Here is a 16,190-nt window from a genome sequence, read left to right on the forward strand (position 1 = left end):
GGGTGTACGGGTCGCTTTGGAGAGTGACCGTAACTCCCGCTAGGGTCCCGGCCTCGTGAGCACCCCTCAGACCGGTCACCGCGCCGGAGCCCGCCGGGCCGCCCGGCGGCGCAAGGCGTCCCCGCCCGCCGGAGAGGGCCTGCGGCGGATCCTCCCGCAGGCCCTCGTCGTCGCCTTCCTCGCCGGCGGAACCAGCGCCTTCGTCGCGGACGACAAGGCGGTCCGGCTCTCCGTCGACGGCGTCCCGCGCACCCTGCACACCTTCGCCGACGACGTCGAGGAGCTCCTCGCCGACGAGGGCCTGACCGTCGGCGGCCACGACATCGTCGCCCCCGCCGCCGGTGCCGCCCTGGCCAGCGGCGACGAGATCGTCGTCCGCTACGGCCGCCCGGTCGCCCTCACCCTCGACGGCCAGCGCCGCCAGGTGTGGACCACCGCCCGCACCGTCGACGGCGCCCTGCGCCAGCTCGGGGTGCGCGCCGAGGGCGCCTATCTGTCGGTCTCCCGATCCGCGCCCATCTCCCGGCAGGGCCTCGCCCTCGACGTCCGCACCGAGCGGACGGTCACCTTCCTCGCGGACGGCCGCGAGCGGACCGTCCGCACCAACGCGGCCACCGTCCGCGAGGCCGTCGAGGAGGCCGGACTCACCCTCGCGGGCCAGGACACCACCTCCGTACCGCCCGGCTCCTTCCCGCGCGACGGCCAGACGATCACCGTCCTGCGGATCACCGGCACCCAGGAGATCCGCGAGGAGCCCGTCCCGTACGCCGTCGAGCGGGTCCGCGACCCCGGGCTCTTCGCCGGCACCGAGGTCGTCGAACGGCAGGGCGTCCCGGGCGTGCGCCGGGTCACGTACACCCTGCGGACCGTCAACGGCGTCCGCCAGAAGCCCCGTCGCGTCGGCGAGGAGACCGTGCGCGAACCCGTCACCCAGAAGGTCCGGATCGGCACCCGCCCGCTGCCCACCTCCGTCGCCGGGGCCGACGGACTGGACTGGGGCGCGCTCGCCGCCTGCGAGTCCGGCGGCCGCCCGAACGCCGTCGACCCCTCCGGCACCTACGGCGGCCTCTACCAGTTCGACCCGGGCACCTGGCGCTCCCTCGGCGGCAGCGGGGTCGCCCAGAACGCGCCCGCCTCGGAGCAGACGTACCGGGCGAAGAAGCTGTACGTGACGCGGGGGGCGAGTCCGTGGCCCCACTGCGGCCGTAGGCTGTACCGGTGAGCACCACCGATCCTGACGCCCTCCTCGGCCCCGCCGACATCCGTGAGCTGGCCGCCGCCCTCGGCGTGCGCCCGACCAAGCAGCGCGGCCAGAACTTCGTCATCGACGCCAACACGGTCCGGCGGATCGTCCGCACGGCCCAGGTGCGCCCCGACGACGTGGTCGTGGAGGTGGGCCCCGGGCTCGGCTCCCTCACCCTCGCGCTCCTGGAGGCCGCGGACCGGGTGACGGCCGTCGAGATCGACGACGTCCTCGCCGGCGCCCTGCCGGCCACCATCGCCGCCCGCATGCCGCAGAAGAAGGACCGCTTCGCGCTGGTCCACTCCGACGCCATGCACGTCGAGGAGCTGCCCGGACCTCCGCCCACCGCGCTCGTCGCCAACCTGCCGTACAACGTCGCCGTGCCGGTCCTGCTGCACATGCTGGACCGCTTCCCGAGCATCGAGCGGACCCTCGTCATGGTCCAGGCCGAGGTCGCCGACCGGCTCGCCGCGCAGCCCGGCAACAAGGTGTACGGCGTGCCGTCGGTGAAGGCCAACTGGTACGCGGAGGTCAAGCGGGCCGGCGCCATCGGCCGCAACGTCTTCTGGCCCGCGCCGAACGTCGACTCCGGCCTCGTGTCCCTGGTGCGGCGCACCGAGCCGGTCGAGACCACCGCCTCCAAGAAGGAGGTGTTCGCCGTCGTCGACGCGGCCTTCGCCCAGCGCCGCAAGACCCTGCGCGCCGCGCTCTCCGGCTGGGCCGGCTCGCCCGCCGCGGCCGAGGAGGCCCTGGTGAAGGCCGGGGTCTCGCCGCAGGCGCGCGGCGAGGCGCTGACGGTGGAGGAGTTCGCCCGCATCGCGGAGAACAAGCCGGGCGGCGAGCCGGCGGGCGCGCCGCGGAAGACGTCGTCGAACGAGGAGGGCGGCGCGTGAGCGTCACCGTACGGGTCCCCGCGAAGGTCAACGTCCAGCTCGCGGTCGGCGGCGCCCGCCCCGACGGCTTCCACGACCTGGCCAACGTCTTCCTCGCCGTCTCGCTGTACGACGAGGTGACCGCCACCCCCGCCGGGACGCTGACGATCACCTGTGAGGGGCCGGACGCGGACAAGGTGCCGCTCGACCGGACCAACCTGGCGGCGCGGGCGGCCGAACTGCTCGCCGCCCGGCACGGCATCGCTCCCGACGTGCACCTGCACATCGCCAAGGACATCCCCGTCGCGGGCGGCATGGCCGGCGGCAGCGCGGACGGCGCGGGCGCCCTGCTCGCCTGCGACGCGCTGTGGGGCCTGAACTCCTCGCGCGGTGAACTCCTGGAGATCTGCGCCGAGCTGGGCAGCGACGTGCCGTTCAGCCTGGTCGGCGGCGCCGCCCTCGGCGTCGGGCGGGGCGAGCAGCTGACCGGGCTCGAGGTCGGCGGCGCCTTCCACTGGGTCTTCGCCGTCGCCGACGGCGGGCTCTCCACCCCCGCCGTGTACGGCGAGTTCGACCGCCTCACCGCGGGTGTGGACGTGCCCGAGCCGGTCGCCTCACCGGTCCTGCTCGACGCCCTGCGCACCGGCGACACCACCGCCCTGGCCGGCGCCCTCGCCAACGACCTGCAGCCCGCCGCCCTCTCCCTGCGGCCCTCGCTGGCCGCGACCCTGGAGACCGGGCTCACGGCCGGGGCCCTGGCCTCCCTGGTGTCCGGCTCGGGCCCGACGACCGCGTTCCTGGTGAAGGACGCGGAGTCCGCCGAGTCCGTCGCCGCCGCCCTGATCGCCTCGGGGACCTGCCGTACGGCACGGGTGGCGACCTCCCCGGCGGGCGGGGCGACGATCCTCTAGGAAGCCCGCCGCTCAGGGGCCGCCGACAACAGTCGACGGCCCCTGACGATCAGCGACGGTCAGCCGTCGCATCGGGCCGAGGCCGCTTGCTACGGCTCGAGCAACTCCGCCTGGAGCTGCGGCGACGTGACCTTGCCGAGGGTTCTGGTGATCGAAGTCGCGGCGAAACCTGTGTTCTGGAACGCGTTCAGGGAGATCGCATCGCCGACGTTCAGCTGGACGATCGTGGACACCTCCTGCGAGTCCTGGCCCCCGAGGGTGGGGCCGATGGTCGCGGTATCCAAGGCGAACGGGGAGTCGTTGACGTCAATGGTGAGCTGGCGGATGGACTCGACCGTGTCGTTCTGGGCGATGAACCACAGAAGCCTTCCCTTGAGGAGGTAGCGCCCGGGAGTCTTGACCACCAGAGTGTCGGTCGCATTGTCGAACATCGTGTCCGTGTCGATGTCGGCTGCGTCGAAATTGACCTTGGTTCTGATCGCGCTCGGGATGTTCTGGTCCGTAGTGGCGTAGATGCTCGCGCCGACGTCGACCGTGTTCCCGGCAGGTCCGGTGGCGCCGGTTGCACCTGTGGCTCCGGTGGCTCCGGTGGGGCCGGTGGCTCCGGTGGGGCCGGTGGCTCCGGTGGGGCCGGTTGGGCCGGTGGCTCCGGTGGGGCCTGTGGGGCCGGTGGGGCCGGTGGCTCCGGTGGGGCCTGTGGGGCCGGTTGGGCCGGTGGCTCCGGCGGGTCCGGTGGAGCCGGTTGGGCCGGTGGCCCCGGCGGGTCCGGTGGAGCCGGCAGGTCCCGTCGCGCCATCCATACCGTCCGTGCCGGTGGGTCCGGTGGGTCCGGTGGGTCCGGTGGGTCCGGTCGGCCCCGTCGCCCCGGCAGGGCCTGTCGCCCCGGTCGGACCCGTGGCACCCGCTTCGCCCGGAGGGCCGGTGGGCCCGGTGGGGCCCGTGGGGCCGACCTGGCCGTTGGGTCCGTCGTGGTTCCCGCCGTGGTCGGGCCGACCGTGGTGGTCGTGACAGCGTTCCTTGGATATCCACCAGGCCTCGCATTCGTCCCCGCGCAGGACGCCGGCGGCTCCGAACGGGGCCCAGGCCCGGAGGTCAGGCTCGACCGCGTCCAGCGTGGGCGTTGCCGCGGGGGTCCGTGGGGCAGCGACGGCGGAGGTCGAGATGCCCAACAGCGCAATGGCCAGCGTGGCCATGGTTCCGCTGACCAGCCACCTTCGGCCACGGGGAAGAGGGCCGAGGCCCAACCGGGTCCTGTTCTCAGGACTCATTGATCACTCCTTGTGAAGTCCGGGGTATTGACTCCAGAGGCGCGGATGCCTCCAGAGGCATGCATGGGTCGCCAGGAGGCGGCGCTACCGCGCCTACGCCGTTCCTCAGGCCAATGGCAGACAACGGCGGGGGCCGATCGGGCGAATGCCCGGCGCGCTGTTCCGCCGTCGGGGAGGACCACCTCTATCTTTCGCGCCTATTCCCCGGCTTCGACCGCCCATCGCGGATCACCCACACCCCAGGCCGGACCACTGCGGTCAGGAGCCGGCGATCCGCCGCCGCACCGGCAGCGGATCCGACGGCGACTCGTTCACGAACTGCGGAAGGGCATGCTTGTCCCGTCCGGCAGCCTTCAGTCCTTGTTCTTGGAGATCCGGGCCAGGAGCAGGTTCGGGTCCGGGTTCACCGTGGCGAAGTAGGCCGCGCTGTTCACGTAGACGCTCTTGTGGCGCACGGCCACGGAGGTCGGGTTGCGCAGGCCGTCCTGTTCGGTGAGGACGGTCTTGTGGGTGCCGTCGGGGCGGACGAACTCGATCTCGCTGTCCATGATCAGCGCGGCGAGGACCGTGTCGCCGTGCCCGGTGAAGGCGAAGTCGTCGATCGCCGTGAGCCCGGTCGCCCGCGTCTCGACCGGGCCGGCGGGCCGGTCGTCGCCGGGGCCGATCGGGATGCGCAACAGGGTCCCGCGGTCGGAGTTGGACACCCACACCGCACCGTCGTGCAGCTTGAGCCCGTTGGCGCCGAAGCCGCCCGCCGCGGCGGGCTCGAGCGCGGGCCCCTCGGCCCACACCGTGGGCTCACCGCCGTCCTGGCGGATGCTCCACACCCTGCCGAGCGCCGAGTCGGCGGTGTAGAGGGTGCCGCACTCCTCGTCGAGGGCGAGGCCGTTGGGGAACGAGCCGGCCGGCAGCTGCGCGATCTGCTCGGGCGCGCCGCCGTCGCGGGGGATGCGCCAGATGCCGGTCTCGGCGGTCCCGGTGGCGAAGCCGACGTACAGGGTGCCGTCGTGGGCGCGGGCGATGCCGGTGACGATCGCGGCGCCGATGTTCGGCGTCTGCGGGTTCGTCACGGCGGGCAGGGTGGCGAGGACGGTCGTGCCGCCCTTCCGGTCGACGCGGACGACCTGCCGGGCGAAGGCGAAGGTCAGGTCGGCGGAGCCGTCGGGTTCGAGGGCGATGTTCTCCGGGGTCTGCCCGGCGGCGAAGTCGAAGTGGGCGACGACCTGCGCGTTCGTCACGGTCGGGTCGCCGCCCGAGGCGGGGCCGGCGGCGAGCACGGTGAGGGCGGCGCCGGCCACGGCGAGGGCGGTCAGGCGGGTGGAGCGGGGCATGGTCTCTCCTTAGGGGAGTCGCGACACCAGACGAACATGACGGATCGTCGGTTCGGGGGTGCGGCAGCCGGGGCCGGGGGGTCGCCCACGTGGCCGAGGGCGGCCCGCCATCCGTACTCATGCGCGGGATGAGTATCCGGACGCTGACGGCGGGCGGGGCGGGCGCGGGACCGTGCCCGCATGGGAATCAGCGAACTCGCCGCCGCCACGCCCGCGTCGCGCGACCGGTACGTCGATCTGCTGCGGGTCGCCTCGCTCGCGGTCGTGGTGCTCGGCCACTGGCTGATGGCCGCCGTGACGGCCGACGGGCAGGTCGGAAACCTCCTCGCCGTCGCCCCCGGCCTCCAGGCGCTGACCTGGGCGCTGCAGGTGATGCCGGTCTTCTTCTTCGTCGGCGGCTTCTCGCACGCCCTCGCCCACCGCTCCCGCCCGCGGTACGCGGCCTTCCTGCGGGCCAGGCTGCAGCGGCTGCTGCGCCCGACGATGGTCTTCATCGGCGTGTGGGGCGCCGCCGCGCTCGCCCTCCAGCTGCTCGGCGCGGACGGAGGCCTGACCGGCGTCGCGCTGCGTCTGGTCACCCAGCCGCTGTGGTTCATCGGCATCTACCTGGCCATGGTGGCCTTCACCCCACCGCTGCTCGGGCTCCACGAGCGGTACGGCTGGGGCGCGTTCGCCGGTCTGGTGGCGGGCGCGGTCCTGGTGGACGTGCTGCGGTTCGCGGCCGGGGTGCCGTACGTCGCGTTCCTGAACTTCGCCTTCGTCTGGCTGGCGGTCCATCAGCTCGGCTTCCTGCGCGCCGACGGCATGATCCGCCGCCCCGCGCTGCTGGCCGTGGCGGGCCTCGCGGGTGCGGGGCTGCTCGTGGCCCTCGGGCCGTATCCGCTGTCGATGGTCGGCATGCCGGGCGAGAAGGTCTCCAACATGGCCCCGCCCACGCTCGCCCTGCTCTGCCACGGCCTGTGGCTGGTCGGCGCGGTCGAGCTGCTGAAGGGGCCGGGGGCCCGGCTCACCGCCCGGGCGGGCGTCTGGCGCACGGTGGTCGGCGCCAACGGGATCGCGATGACCGCCTTCCTGTGGCACCTGACGGCCATGCTCGGCGTGTACGGGGCGCTGCTCGCCCTCGACGTGGCGCTGCCGGCGCCCGCCACGGCCGGCTGGTGGGCCCAGGTGCCGCTCCGGATCGGCGCCGCGGCCGTTCTCACCGCCCTGCTGGTCGCCGCCTTCCGGCGCTTCGAGCATCCGGTGCCGGCCGCCCCGTCGGCCCGCACCGGGGGCCTCCCCCCGGTCTCCGGCCGGGGGGAGGCCCATCTCGCTTCGCTCGCCGCGCTCGGCGTCACCCTGGCCCTGCTCGGCGTCCTGGGCCTGTCGATGACCGGCTTCGGCGGCCTCCTGGAGGGCCACACGGCGACCCTGGTGGTCCTCCGCGTGACGGCCCCGGCCGCCGTGGCGATGGCGCTCACGGGCTGGTTCCTGGTGGAGCGGGCGGGCCGCGGCTAGTGCCTCAAGCGGGCTTCGAAGCCGTCGAGGACCGCCCTGAGCCCGAACGCGAAGGTGCTGTCGGGCGCCGTGGCGCAGTCCGCCCCGCGGGTGGCGCCGGCGACGCGCTCGCGCAGGCGCGGGAAGGCCATGGCGACCTCCGCGGCCGCCGCCATGGTGTCGGCCGGCTCCTTCTCCGGGTCTCCGGACCTGCCCAGCCGCCGGGTCAGCGAGACCTGGGCGGCGGAGCCCAGCGCGCTGCCGAGCACGAAGACGAACCGCATGCCCCCGAACCTACTTGAACAAAGTTCAGGCCCTTGTCTACCGCCGTCCGACCGTGCAGCCGTGTGCCTTCGCCGAACGCTCGGCGAAGGCCCGCAGGGCGGTGCGGAGGCCGGGGTGGTCCAGGGCGAGGCCGGAGACGGTGAAGGAACCGCCGCGGGCGGGGGCGACGGCGTAGGCGGCGCGGTCCGCCGCGCCACGGCAGTCGGCCCACAGGACGTAGCGGCCGTCCGGGGCGTCGCCCGCCGGCCCGTCGGCCAGGTCCTCCAGGCGCTCCCTCTGGGCCCAGTCGAGGGCCTGGCCGTACGACGCGGTGAACGTGTAGAGCGGTGCGCCCCGCAGGCCGCCCAGCGTGCAGCCCTCGACCGGCTTCGGCCCCGGCGCGGTCTCGACGGCCGTACGGACGCCCCAGCGGGCGGCGGTCCCGGCGTCCACGATGCCGGCGCAGCTCCCGGACACCGACCCGAACGGCTCGTAGTCCCACGCGTTCACCGAGACCCCGACCTCCCGCACCGCCTCGCCCTCGGCGGCCTCGCACCCCTTCTGCCGGGCGTAGGCCGTCGCCGTCCGGGTCAGCACGGCGGCGAGCCCGGCGCGGGTCTCCGGCCGGCCGAAGTCGGCGCGGGCGATCCTGGCGCGCACCTCGGCGGTGACCGCGCCGCCCGGCTCGCCGCCGCAGTCGAGCAGGAGGGAGGCGCTCGCCTCGCCGCGCCTGTCCTGGTCGGGGTCGAACGAGAAGCCGCCGGTCCAGCCGTGGCCGAGCGGTGCGTCGGTGCGGGCCGCCGCCAGGTCGGCGGACCGGTCGTCCGAGTGGCTCACCGTCACGCGCAGGTCGACGCGGCCGGCCTCCTCGTCGTCGACCTCGCTCACCCGGCACTGCCACCAGTTCCGGTCCGACCTGATCCCCGCCGTCACCTCGGCCCCGCCCGCCAGCTCCCGCACCGGGTCGGCCGCCAGGGCGCCGTCGCACGCCGAGTCCAGGGCCCGGTCGTGGCGCCAGGCGTCCCAGCCTCCCGACAGCCAGAACAGGCCCCCCGCGACGGCGACGGCGCCCGCCGTCAGGCCCGCGGCGAGGCGCAGCCGGCGCCGCCGCCGGAAACGCTCCAGGATCTCGTCGCTCATGTCCACACCTTCCCGAGGACCTTCGTGTCACGGCAGTCGCCCGACGCGTCGAGGTAGCGCGCGAGGAGCGCGTCGGCGCGGGCGAGCAGCAGCTCGCGGTCCGCGCCCTCCAGGCCCAGCCGGTGCAGGGTCCGGCCGCCCGCGCACCGCGACTCGGCCCAGACGGCGAGCTCGTGCTTCTTCGCCCGCGCGTCCGGTGCCTTGCCCCGCCCCGCGCCGGCCAGTTCGTGCCCGTACTCGGTGCGCACCTCCGGCAGGACCTCGCCCCACCAGCTCGCGGAGCTCACGGCCACACCGCCGCCCGCCTGGGAGAGCGTCGTGGAACAGGCCCGGGCCCACGCGTGGGTGGCTCCGTACGCGGACTGCTCGGCGCCCTTCAGGCCGGGGCCCAGCGCCGGACGGAACCAGGCGCACTCCGCCGGGGGCCCGTCCGCCGCGTCGTCCTCGCCGGACGGCGTCACCGGCCGTACGTCGGTCTCCCGTACCGGGGCACCGCCGCAGCGCCCGCTCGTGCGGACGTCCTCGGCGACGGCGGCGACCAGCGCACCGAGGTGTTCGACGGCCTCGCTGCCCGTCGAGGCGTGCACGCGGAAGGAGGTGACGGGCCTGGGGTAGCCGGGCAGCCCGTGGGGGCAGGGCACCGTGATCCGCTCGTCGGCCCGCTCGTGCTCCCGGGCCCAGTCCGGCGTCTCCTCGTACGGCGTGCGCCCCACGACGTCCTCCGCCCGTACGCCCTTCAGCGGCGGGTCGAGCACCGGCTCCGCCGTCACGGAGAACCCGGGGTCGTCCTCGCCTTCCCCGTGGAGCGAGCACGCCACCAGACCCCGGGGCCCCGGCCCGGTCAGCAGCCTCCACCGGGAGTCGTCCGGCAGCAGCTCCACCGCGTCCTCCCGCGGCAGCACGCCACCACAGGCCCGCCCCAGCGCGTCCTCGTTGTGCCGGTCCCGCTGCTCACCCCGTACGAGCACGAACCCCGCGATCACCACCGCGGCCACGAGGACCAGGGCCGCCTGCGGCAGCCACCGGTGCCGGCGGAACCGCACCCACGCCGAATCGTCCATCCCCGCCCCCGTTTCGGCATCGCACTAGCGAACGAATCACCGCACGCTATCCCACCCGCCCCTCCCGTCTACCCTGGACATCGATCGATCCCCCGGTACAGGAGTGAAATGGCCGTCAACCTGGTCAATGTCGAGTCCGTCAGCAAGGTGTACGGCACCCGTGCCCTGCTCGACGGGGTGTCCCTCGGCGTCTCCGAAGGGGACCGGATCGGGGTCGTCGGCCGGAACGGCGACGGGAAGACCACCCTCATCCGGATGCTCGCCAAGCTGGAGGAGGCCGACACCGGCCGGGTCACGCACAGTGGCGGACTGCGGCTCGGGGTGCTGACCCAGCACGACTCGCTCGACCCGAAGGCGACCATCCGCCACGAGGTCATCGGCGTCATGGCCGACCACGAGTGGGCGGGCAGCGCCAAGATCCGTGACGTGCTCACCGGGCTCTTCGGCGGGCTCGACCTGCCCGGCTTCGAGAACGGGCTCGACACCGTCATCGGTCCGCTGTCCGGCGGCGAGCGGCGGCGCATCGCGCTCGCCAGGCTGCTCATCGAGGACCAGGACCTGATCGTCCTCGACGAGCCCACCAACCACCTCGACGTCGAGGGCATCGCCTGGCTCGCCAAGCACCTCCAGGAGCGCCGCTCCGCGCTCGTCTGCGTCACCCACGACCGGTGGTTCCTCGACCAGGTCTGCACCCGCATGTGGGACGTGCAGCGCGGTGACGTGCACGAGTACGAGGGCGGCTACTCCGACTACGTGTTCGCCCGCGCCGAGCGCGAGCGCATCGCGGCGACCGAGGAGGCCAAGCGGCAGAACCTGATGCGCAAGGAGCTCGCCTGGCTGCGGCGCGGCGCCCCCGCCCGTACCTCCAAGCCCCGCTACCGCATCGAGGCCGCCAACGAGCTGATCGCCGACGTGCCGCCGCCCCGCGACACCTCCGAGCTGATGAAGTTCGCCAACGCCCGGCTCGGCAAGACGGTCTTCGACCTGGAGAACGTCACCGTCACCGCGGGACCCAAGACCCTGCTCAGGCACCTCACCTGGCAGCTCGGCCCCGGCGACCGCATCGGTCTGGTCGGCGTCAACGGAGCCGGCAAGACCTCCCTGCTGCGCTCCCTCGCCGACGCGGCCGTCAGCCAGGGCGAGGAGCAGCCCGCCGAGGGGAAGATCGTCGTCGGCAAGACTGTACGGCTCGCCTACCTCTCCCAGGACGTCACCGAGCTGCCCGCGACGCTGCGCGTCCTGGAGGCCGTGCAGCAGATCCGTGACCGGGTCGACCTCGGCAAGGGCCGGGAGATGACCGCGGGTCAGCTGTGCGAGCAGTTCGGCTTCTCCAAGGAGAAGCAGTGGACGCCGGTCGGCGACCTCTCCGGTGGCGAGCGCCGCCGCCTCCAGCTGCTGCGGCTCCTGATGGACGAGCCCAACGTCCTCTTCCTCGACGAGCCGACCAACGACCTCGACATCGAGACCCTGACCCAGCTGGAGGACCTGCTCGACGGCTGGCCCGGCTCGATGGTCGTCATCTCCCACGACCGGTTCTTCATCGAGCGCACCACGGACCGGACCTTCGCGCTGCTCGGCGACCAGACCCTGCGCATGCTGCCGCGCGGCATCGACGAATACCTGGAGCGGCGACAGCGGATGATCGAGGCCGCCACGCCGGCCCCGGCCGCCCCCGCCGCGCCGAAGTCCGGTGCGTCGGCCGCCGAGTCGCGCGCCGCGAAGAAGGAGCTGCAGAAGGTCGAGCGGCAGATCGACAAGCTCTCCGAGAAGGAGACCAAGCTGCACGCCCAGATCGCCGAAAACGCCACGGACTTCGAGAAGGTGGCGAAACTGGACGCGGAGCTCCGGGAACTCGCAGGTGAGCGCGAGGAGTTGGAGATGCGATGGCTGGAGCTCGCCGAGGACGCGTAGAGAAGTCGTAGAGGACGCGTAACGACGGCATCACGGGCCGGTCCTCCCTTGGGAACAAGGGACGGACCGGTCACTTTTGCGCCATCCCCCGAGTGGTAGAAAGAAAACCCGCTCACTTTCTAGGGGGAAGCGCTGATGACCCAGCCGCCCAGCAACCAGCCGCCGGGAGGCTTCGGCGCTCCGGATCCCGGTCAGGGGCAGAGCGTCCCGCCGATGCCTCCGGTCCCGCCGCAGGCTCCGCCGGTGCCGCCGCAGGCCCCGGGCCAGGCTCCGCAGACGCCGCCGCCCGCCCAGCCGGGACCGTACGGATACCCGCAGCAGGCCCCGCAGCAGCCGGGCCCGTACGGCTACCCGCAGCAGCAGCAGCCCGGCCCGTACCAACAGCCCGGCCCGTACGGCCAGCAGCCGGGCCCGTACGGCCAGCAGCCCGGTCCCTACGGCCAGCAGCAGAACCCGTACGGGGGCTACCCGACCGCCGCGATGCAGCCCCCGCCCCCCGGCGGCGGCAAGAACCCGTTCAAGGGCAAGCCGGGCGTCGTCATCGCGGCGGCCGCCGCCGCGCTGCTCGTCATCGGCGGCGGCACCTGGTTCGCGCTCGGCGGTGACGACGAGAAGGAGCCGGTCGCCAAGCCGACCAGTTCCTCCAGTTCCGTGCCCAAGCCGACCGAGTCGGTCGACCAGGGCAACGGCAGCGGCGACGGCGAGAACGGCGACCAGAGCCTCAACGCCGGCCGCAAGGACGGCGAAGCCAAGATCAACTGGCTGCTCAAGAACGACACCGACCTGCCCAAGAACGGCTCCGACGTCTTCGGCCCGTGGATCGTCGGTGACACCGTCGTCAAGGCCATGTACAAGGGCGTCGACGGCTACAGCCTCGCCGACGGCTCCGCCAAGTGGCACATCGACCTGCCGTTCGAGCTGTGCGCCGCCCCGCCGGAGCCCTCCGCGACCGGCGTCATGGTCTTCGGCTACAACGACAGCGCCGGCGACCGCGCCAAGTGCACCCAGCTCCAGCAGGTCGACCTCAAGACCGGCAAGGCGGGCTGGAAGAAGGCCGTGCCGAAGGCCACCGGCCTCTTCGCCTTCTCCGACAACACCCTCGCCATCAGCGGTAACACGGTCACGGCGGCCGGCTCCAGCTCCGCCTACGGCTTCTCGCTCACCGACGGCCACCAGCTGTTCACCGGCCCCACCAGCGGCTGCAAGCCCTTCGCGTACGCGGGCGGCAGCAAGCTGATCGCCGCGTCCAAGTGCCCCTCGGGCGACGTCAACAAGGAGTCGCAGGCGGTCAGCGAGGTCGACCCCAACACGGGCAAGGCCAAGTGGACGTTCAAGCTCCAGGTCAACTGGGAGGTGGACCGGGTCTACTCCGTCGATCCGCTCGTCGTCTCCGCCACCCAGCGCGAGGAGAAGAAGTGGGCCATCTTCTCGCTCAACGCCAACGGCACCGAGCGCTCGCAGATCCAGGGCGGCAAGGACAAGTTCTCCCCGCGCTGCGGCGGCGCCTTCGTCGTCTTCGGCAAGAACCTCCAGGGCTGCACCGGCGTCGCGGCCGACGCGAACACCTTCTACATGGCGACCGAGACCGCGTACGGCACGCCCAACGAGGTCATCGCCTTCGACCTGAGCAACGGCAAGCCCAAGTGGCGCTCCAAGGCGCCCGGTGAGCAGCAGATGACGCCGCTGCGCATGGAGGGCTCGGAGGTGCTGCTCTACATCGAGCCGCGCTACGACACGGGCGGCGCGGTCGCGACCCTCGCCCCGACGGGCGGCGCGCCCAAGGTGCTGCTGCAGCACCAGGCGGCCGTGTCCACGGTCGAGAGCTCGTTCTTCGACGCGGGCTTCGCCTACGGCAACGGCACCTTCGTGATCGCCGCCGGCCGGGTCTCCGCGGCGAACGACAAGGACGAGAAGGAGACCAAGACGATGATGGCCTACGGCAAGTGACGCCCCGCCCGTCCCGCCCGCTCTCCGACACCTCCGAGGTACCGACGCCATGACGCAGCCGCCCCCGCCCCCGCCGCCGAACCAGCCACCGGGCCCGCCGCCGGGACAGCCCCCGGCCGGTGGCTTCGGCGCGCCGCAGGATCCGCCGCCGGGCGGGTTCGGCGCGCCGGCGCCGCCTCCGGAGCAGCCCGGGCAGTACGGGCAGTACGGGTACCCCCAGCAGGCGCCGGAGCAGGCGCCGTACGGGTATCCCCAGCAGCCGCCCGCGCCGCCGGCCCAGCCGCCCGCCCAGCCGCAGTACGGCTACCCGCAGCAGCCGCCCACCCAGCAGGAGTACGGGTACCCGCAGCAGCAGCCGCCCGCGCAGCCGGGCCAGTTCGGCTACCCGACCCAGCCGCAGTACCCGCAGTACCAGCAGACGCCCCCGCCGGGCTCCGGCGGCGGCAGGAAGCTGTCGGCGCAGCTGCAGATCGTCATCGCGGCGGTCGTCGCCGTCGTCCTGCTCGTCGGCGGCGGCATCTGGTACGCGAGCTCCGGCGACGGCGACGAGCCGGGCAAGGAGGCCAAGGGCACCTCCGGCGCCGCCACCGGCGGCAAGGACGGCGGTACCAACGGCCTCGGCGGGGGCGGCAAGGAGAAGGTCCCGGCCAAGACCGCGGCCAGGATGACCGTCCAGCTGCCGCAGCCCGCCGTCGGCGACGTGACGGACGTCGCCGGCTCCTGGCTCACCGACAAGGCGTACGTGAAGACCGGGGTCAACTCGATCGTCGGCTACGACCGCGACAAGGGCACCGTGCTGTGGACGCTGCCGCTGACCGGCCAGGTCTGCGGCACCTCCAAGCACGTCACCGCCGACGGGAGGACGCCGATCCTGTTCGAGGCGACCAAGCGCGTCGCGCCGAAGTTCTTCCAGCCCTGCACCGAGGTCGGTCTGATCGACCTCGGCACCGGCAAGCTGATCTGGTCGACTTCCGTCACCGGCGGCACGTCAGGCGACAGCAAGGCCAAGTTCAGCGAGGTCACGCTGAGCGGCGCTACGGTCGCGGCCGGCGGCACCGACGGCGGCGCGGCCTTCGACGTGGCCAACGGCAACCCGCGGTGGAAGCCGCAGGCCGACGACCAGAGCTGCTTCGACATGGGCTACGGCGGCGGCGAGGGCCTGGTCGCGGCCCGCAAGTGCGGCCGGTACCCCAGCCAGTACGTGCTGATCCAGAACCTCAACCCGGCCACCGGCGCCCCGATCTCGCAGTTCCGCATGCCCGCGGGCGTCGACTACGCCTCGATCGTCTCCACCAAGCCGCTGGTCGTGGCCGCCGACGTCGGCGACACCGCGGACGACGGCTCCGGCATCTCGGACTTCTTCTCCATCGACGAGAAGACCGGCAAGCTGAAGGTGAAGATCACGGCGGACGCCGACCGCTACGGGGCCCGCTGCCGCTCCACCGAGGTGGAGAACTGCACCAAGGTCGTCGTCGGCAACGGCCGGCTCTACCTTCCGACCGAGGAGCACGAGGGCAGCACCGGCGAGTACGGCGACGAGACCAACGAGATCGTCGCCTTCGACCTGAACACCGGCAGGACGGCGCCGGAGAAGGCCGACGCGGGCGACCGCTACACGCTGGTCCCGCTGCGCATGGACGGCGGCAACATCCTCGCGTACAAGGAGGCGCCCTACGACAAGGGCGGGCAGATCGTCTCCATCGACGGCGGCACCATGAAGGAGACGCTGCTCCTGGAGAACCCGTCCGACGCCTCCATCCGCAGCGCCGAGCGGACCTTCTCCTCGGACTACGTCGAGGTCGTGTACGCGGACGGGCGGCTGTTCCTGTCCGAGGTCATGATCTCCAAGCCGAGCACCTCGTCCTCCAGCACCAAGGAGTACCTGGTCGTGGGGTACAGCACGCACTGACCCCGCACGCATGTTCGCGTTGACGTTCCGTCATCCGGCAAGCCCGGCGCACCGATTCACATCGGTGCGCCGGGCTGTTTGCATGTGACCCTCTTTGGCGAAGAATTCGACAGTCTGGGGGGTCAGGGAGAGATGGGGGTCAGATCGATGGGCGTTCGGCTCGTGGTGGTCGACGACCACCGATTGCACGCCGAGGCGCTGGCCTCGGCACTGAAGCTGCGCGGGCACCGGGTGCTCGCGTCGGCGGCGCCGGTGGCGGGGGCGGCGGAGCTGGTGGTGAGCCGTGCGCCGGAGGTCTGTCTGCTCGGCACCTCGGCGCCCGCCGAGCCCGGCGCCTTCGACCCGGTCGTACGGATCAAGCGGGAGCGGCCGCAGGTGGCGGTCGTGGTCCTCGGGCCGGTGCCCTCGCCGCGCGGGATCGCGGCCGCCTTCGCGGCCGGGGCCTCGGGCTATGTCCGGCACGACGAGCGGATCGAGGGGGTCGAGCGCGCGCTGGTGAAGGCGCGGGCGGGGGAGGCGGCGGTGGCGCCGCAGCTGCTGCACGCCGCGTTCGCGGAGCTGCTCAACCCGGCGGCGCAGCCGGACGACGAGGGGCAGCGGCTGTTGCGGCTGCTCACCCCGCGCGAGGTGGAGGTGCTCGTCCGGGTGGCGGAGGGGGAGGACACCCGGCTGATCGCGGCGGGGATGGCGATCGCGCCGAGCACGGCGCGGACGCATGTGCAGCGGGTGCTGATGAAGCTGGGGGTCGGGTCGCGGCTGGAGGCGGCGGCGCTGGCGGCGCGGAGCGGGTTGCTGGACCGGGCTTTCGTGCCCGGGTTGGTGCCGGGGCCTCGGCTGTAGTTCGTTCGGGTGGTCGG

Annotated in this window: 13 protein-coding genes; 8 read left to right on the forward strand and 5 right to left on the reverse strand. The window is 73.3% G+C overall.

Translation table 11 applies throughout. The features are described from left to right. The first annotated feature begins 55 nt into the window (after positions 1-55). The 3 genes from ACIGEZ_RS27275 to ACIGEZ_RS27285 are packed head-to-tail and all read left to right on the forward strand — an operon-like array spanning position 56 to position 3,026. The gene (locus ACIGEZ_RS27275) at positions 56-1,222 is read left to right on the forward strand and encodes a ubiquitin-like domain-containing protein (protein WP_399835766.1); all 1,167 of its coding nucleotides are present in this window, start codon (positions 56-58) and stop codon (positions 1,220-1,222) included. Continuing rightward, positions 1,219-2,136, forward strand: coding sequence for a 16S rRNA (adenine(1518)-N(6)/adenine(1519)-N(6))-dimethyltransferase RsmA (gene rsmA, locus ACIGEZ_RS27280; RefSeq protein ID WP_399835768.1), 918 nt, complete (start codon positions 1,219-1,221; stop codon positions 2,134-2,136). The genes ACIGEZ_RS27275 and rsmA overlap by 4 nt, the downstream gene beginning before the upstream one ends. Next, positions 2,133-3,026, forward strand: a complete 894-nt coding sequence (locus ACIGEZ_RS27285; RefSeq protein WP_399835771.1) for a 4-(cytidine 5'-diphospho)-2-C-methyl-D-erythritol kinase — start codon at positions 2,133-2,135, stop codon at positions 3,024-3,026. Before rsmA ends, ACIGEZ_RS27285 begins: the two co-directional genes overlap by 4 nt. Before the next feature lie 89 nt (positions 3,027-3,115). Here ACIGEZ_RS27285 and ACIGEZ_RS27290 read toward each other — a convergent pair whose 3' ends face one another. Together ACIGEZ_RS27290 and ACIGEZ_RS27295 are read right to left on the reverse strand one after the other, a co-directional pair. Then, positions 3,116-3,826, reverse strand: coding sequence for a hypothetical protein (locus tag ACIGEZ_RS27290; RefSeq protein ID WP_399835773.1), 711 nt, complete (start codon positions 3,824-3,826; stop codon positions 3,116-3,118). Positions 3,827-4,647: 821 nt separating this feature from the next. After that, the gene (locus tag ACIGEZ_RS27295) at positions 4,648-5,625 is read right to left on the reverse strand and encodes a hypothetical protein (protein WP_399835776.1); all 978 of its coding nucleotides are present in this window, start codon (positions 5,623-5,625) and stop codon (positions 4,648-4,650) included. A gap of 180 nt (positions 5,626-5,805) precedes the next feature. Between ACIGEZ_RS27295 and ACIGEZ_RS27300 the strand changes: the two genes are divergently transcribed. Beyond that, the gene (locus tag ACIGEZ_RS27300; protein WP_399835778.1) at positions 5,806-7,122 is read left to right on the forward strand and encodes an acyltransferase; all 1,317 of its coding nucleotides are present in this window, start codon (positions 5,806-5,808) and stop codon (positions 7,120-7,122) included. On the opposite strand, the gene ACIGEZ_RS27305 is transcribed toward ACIGEZ_RS27300, so the two are convergent. The 3 genes from ACIGEZ_RS27305 to ACIGEZ_RS27315 are packed head-to-tail and all read right to left on the reverse strand — an operon-like array spanning position 7,119 to position 9,566. Further along, on the reverse strand, positions 7,119-7,385 hold the full coding sequence (locus ACIGEZ_RS27305) for a hypothetical protein (protein WP_399835780.1): 267 nt from the start codon (positions 7,383-7,385) through the stop codon (positions 7,119-7,121). The two genes, ACIGEZ_RS27300 and ACIGEZ_RS27305, sit on opposite strands and share 4 nt — an antisense overlap. A gap of 37 nt (positions 7,386-7,422) precedes the next feature. After that, on the reverse strand, positions 7,423-8,505 hold the full coding sequence (locus ACIGEZ_RS27310; RefSeq protein ID WP_399835782.1) for a hypothetical protein: 1,083 nt from the start codon (positions 8,503-8,505) through the stop codon (positions 7,423-7,425). Beyond that, positions 8,502-9,566, reverse strand: a complete 1,065-nt coding sequence (locus ACIGEZ_RS27315) for a hypothetical protein (protein ID WP_399835785.1) — start codon at positions 9,564-9,566, stop codon at positions 8,502-8,504. Before ACIGEZ_RS27315 ends, ACIGEZ_RS27310 begins: the two co-directional genes overlap by 4 nt. Positions 9,567-9,674: 108 nt before the next feature. On the opposite strand from ACIGEZ_RS27315, the gene ACIGEZ_RS27320 reads away from it, so the two are divergent. From ACIGEZ_RS27320 to ACIGEZ_RS27335, 4 genes are all read left to right on the forward strand, one after another. Beyond that, positions 9,675-11,477 carry an ABC-F family ATP-binding cassette domain-containing protein gene (locus ACIGEZ_RS27320; RefSeq protein WP_399835788.1) on the forward strand — a complete coding sequence of 601 codons (1,803 nt, stop codon included), beginning with the start codon at positions 9,675-9,677 and terminating at the stop codon, positions 11,475-11,477. A 135-nt stretch (positions 11,478-11,612) separates the two neighbouring features. Further along, on the forward strand, positions 11,613-13,424 hold the full coding sequence (locus ACIGEZ_RS27325) for a hypothetical protein (protein ID WP_399835790.1): 1,812 nt from the start codon (positions 11,613-11,615) through the stop codon (positions 13,422-13,424). Positions 13,425-13,473: 49 nt separating this feature from the next. Further along, positions 13,474-15,333, forward strand: coding sequence for a PQQ-binding-like beta-propeller repeat protein (locus tag ACIGEZ_RS27330; protein ID WP_399835793.1), 1,860 nt, complete (start codon positions 13,474-13,476; stop codon positions 15,331-15,333). 147 nt (positions 15,334-15,480) lie between these two features. Next, positions 15,481-16,173: a LuxR C-terminal-related transcriptional regulator gene (locus ACIGEZ_RS27335; RefSeq protein ID WP_399835795.1), complete on the forward strand. Its 693-nt coding sequence runs from the start codon at positions 15,481-15,483 to the stop codon at positions 16,171-16,173. Positions 16,174-16,190: the final 17 nt, after the last annotated feature.

The organism is Streptomyces sp. NPDC085481 (assembly GCF_044541845.1).
GTDB lineage: Bacteria > Actinomycetota > Actinomycetes > Streptomycetales > Streptomycetaceae > Streptomyces.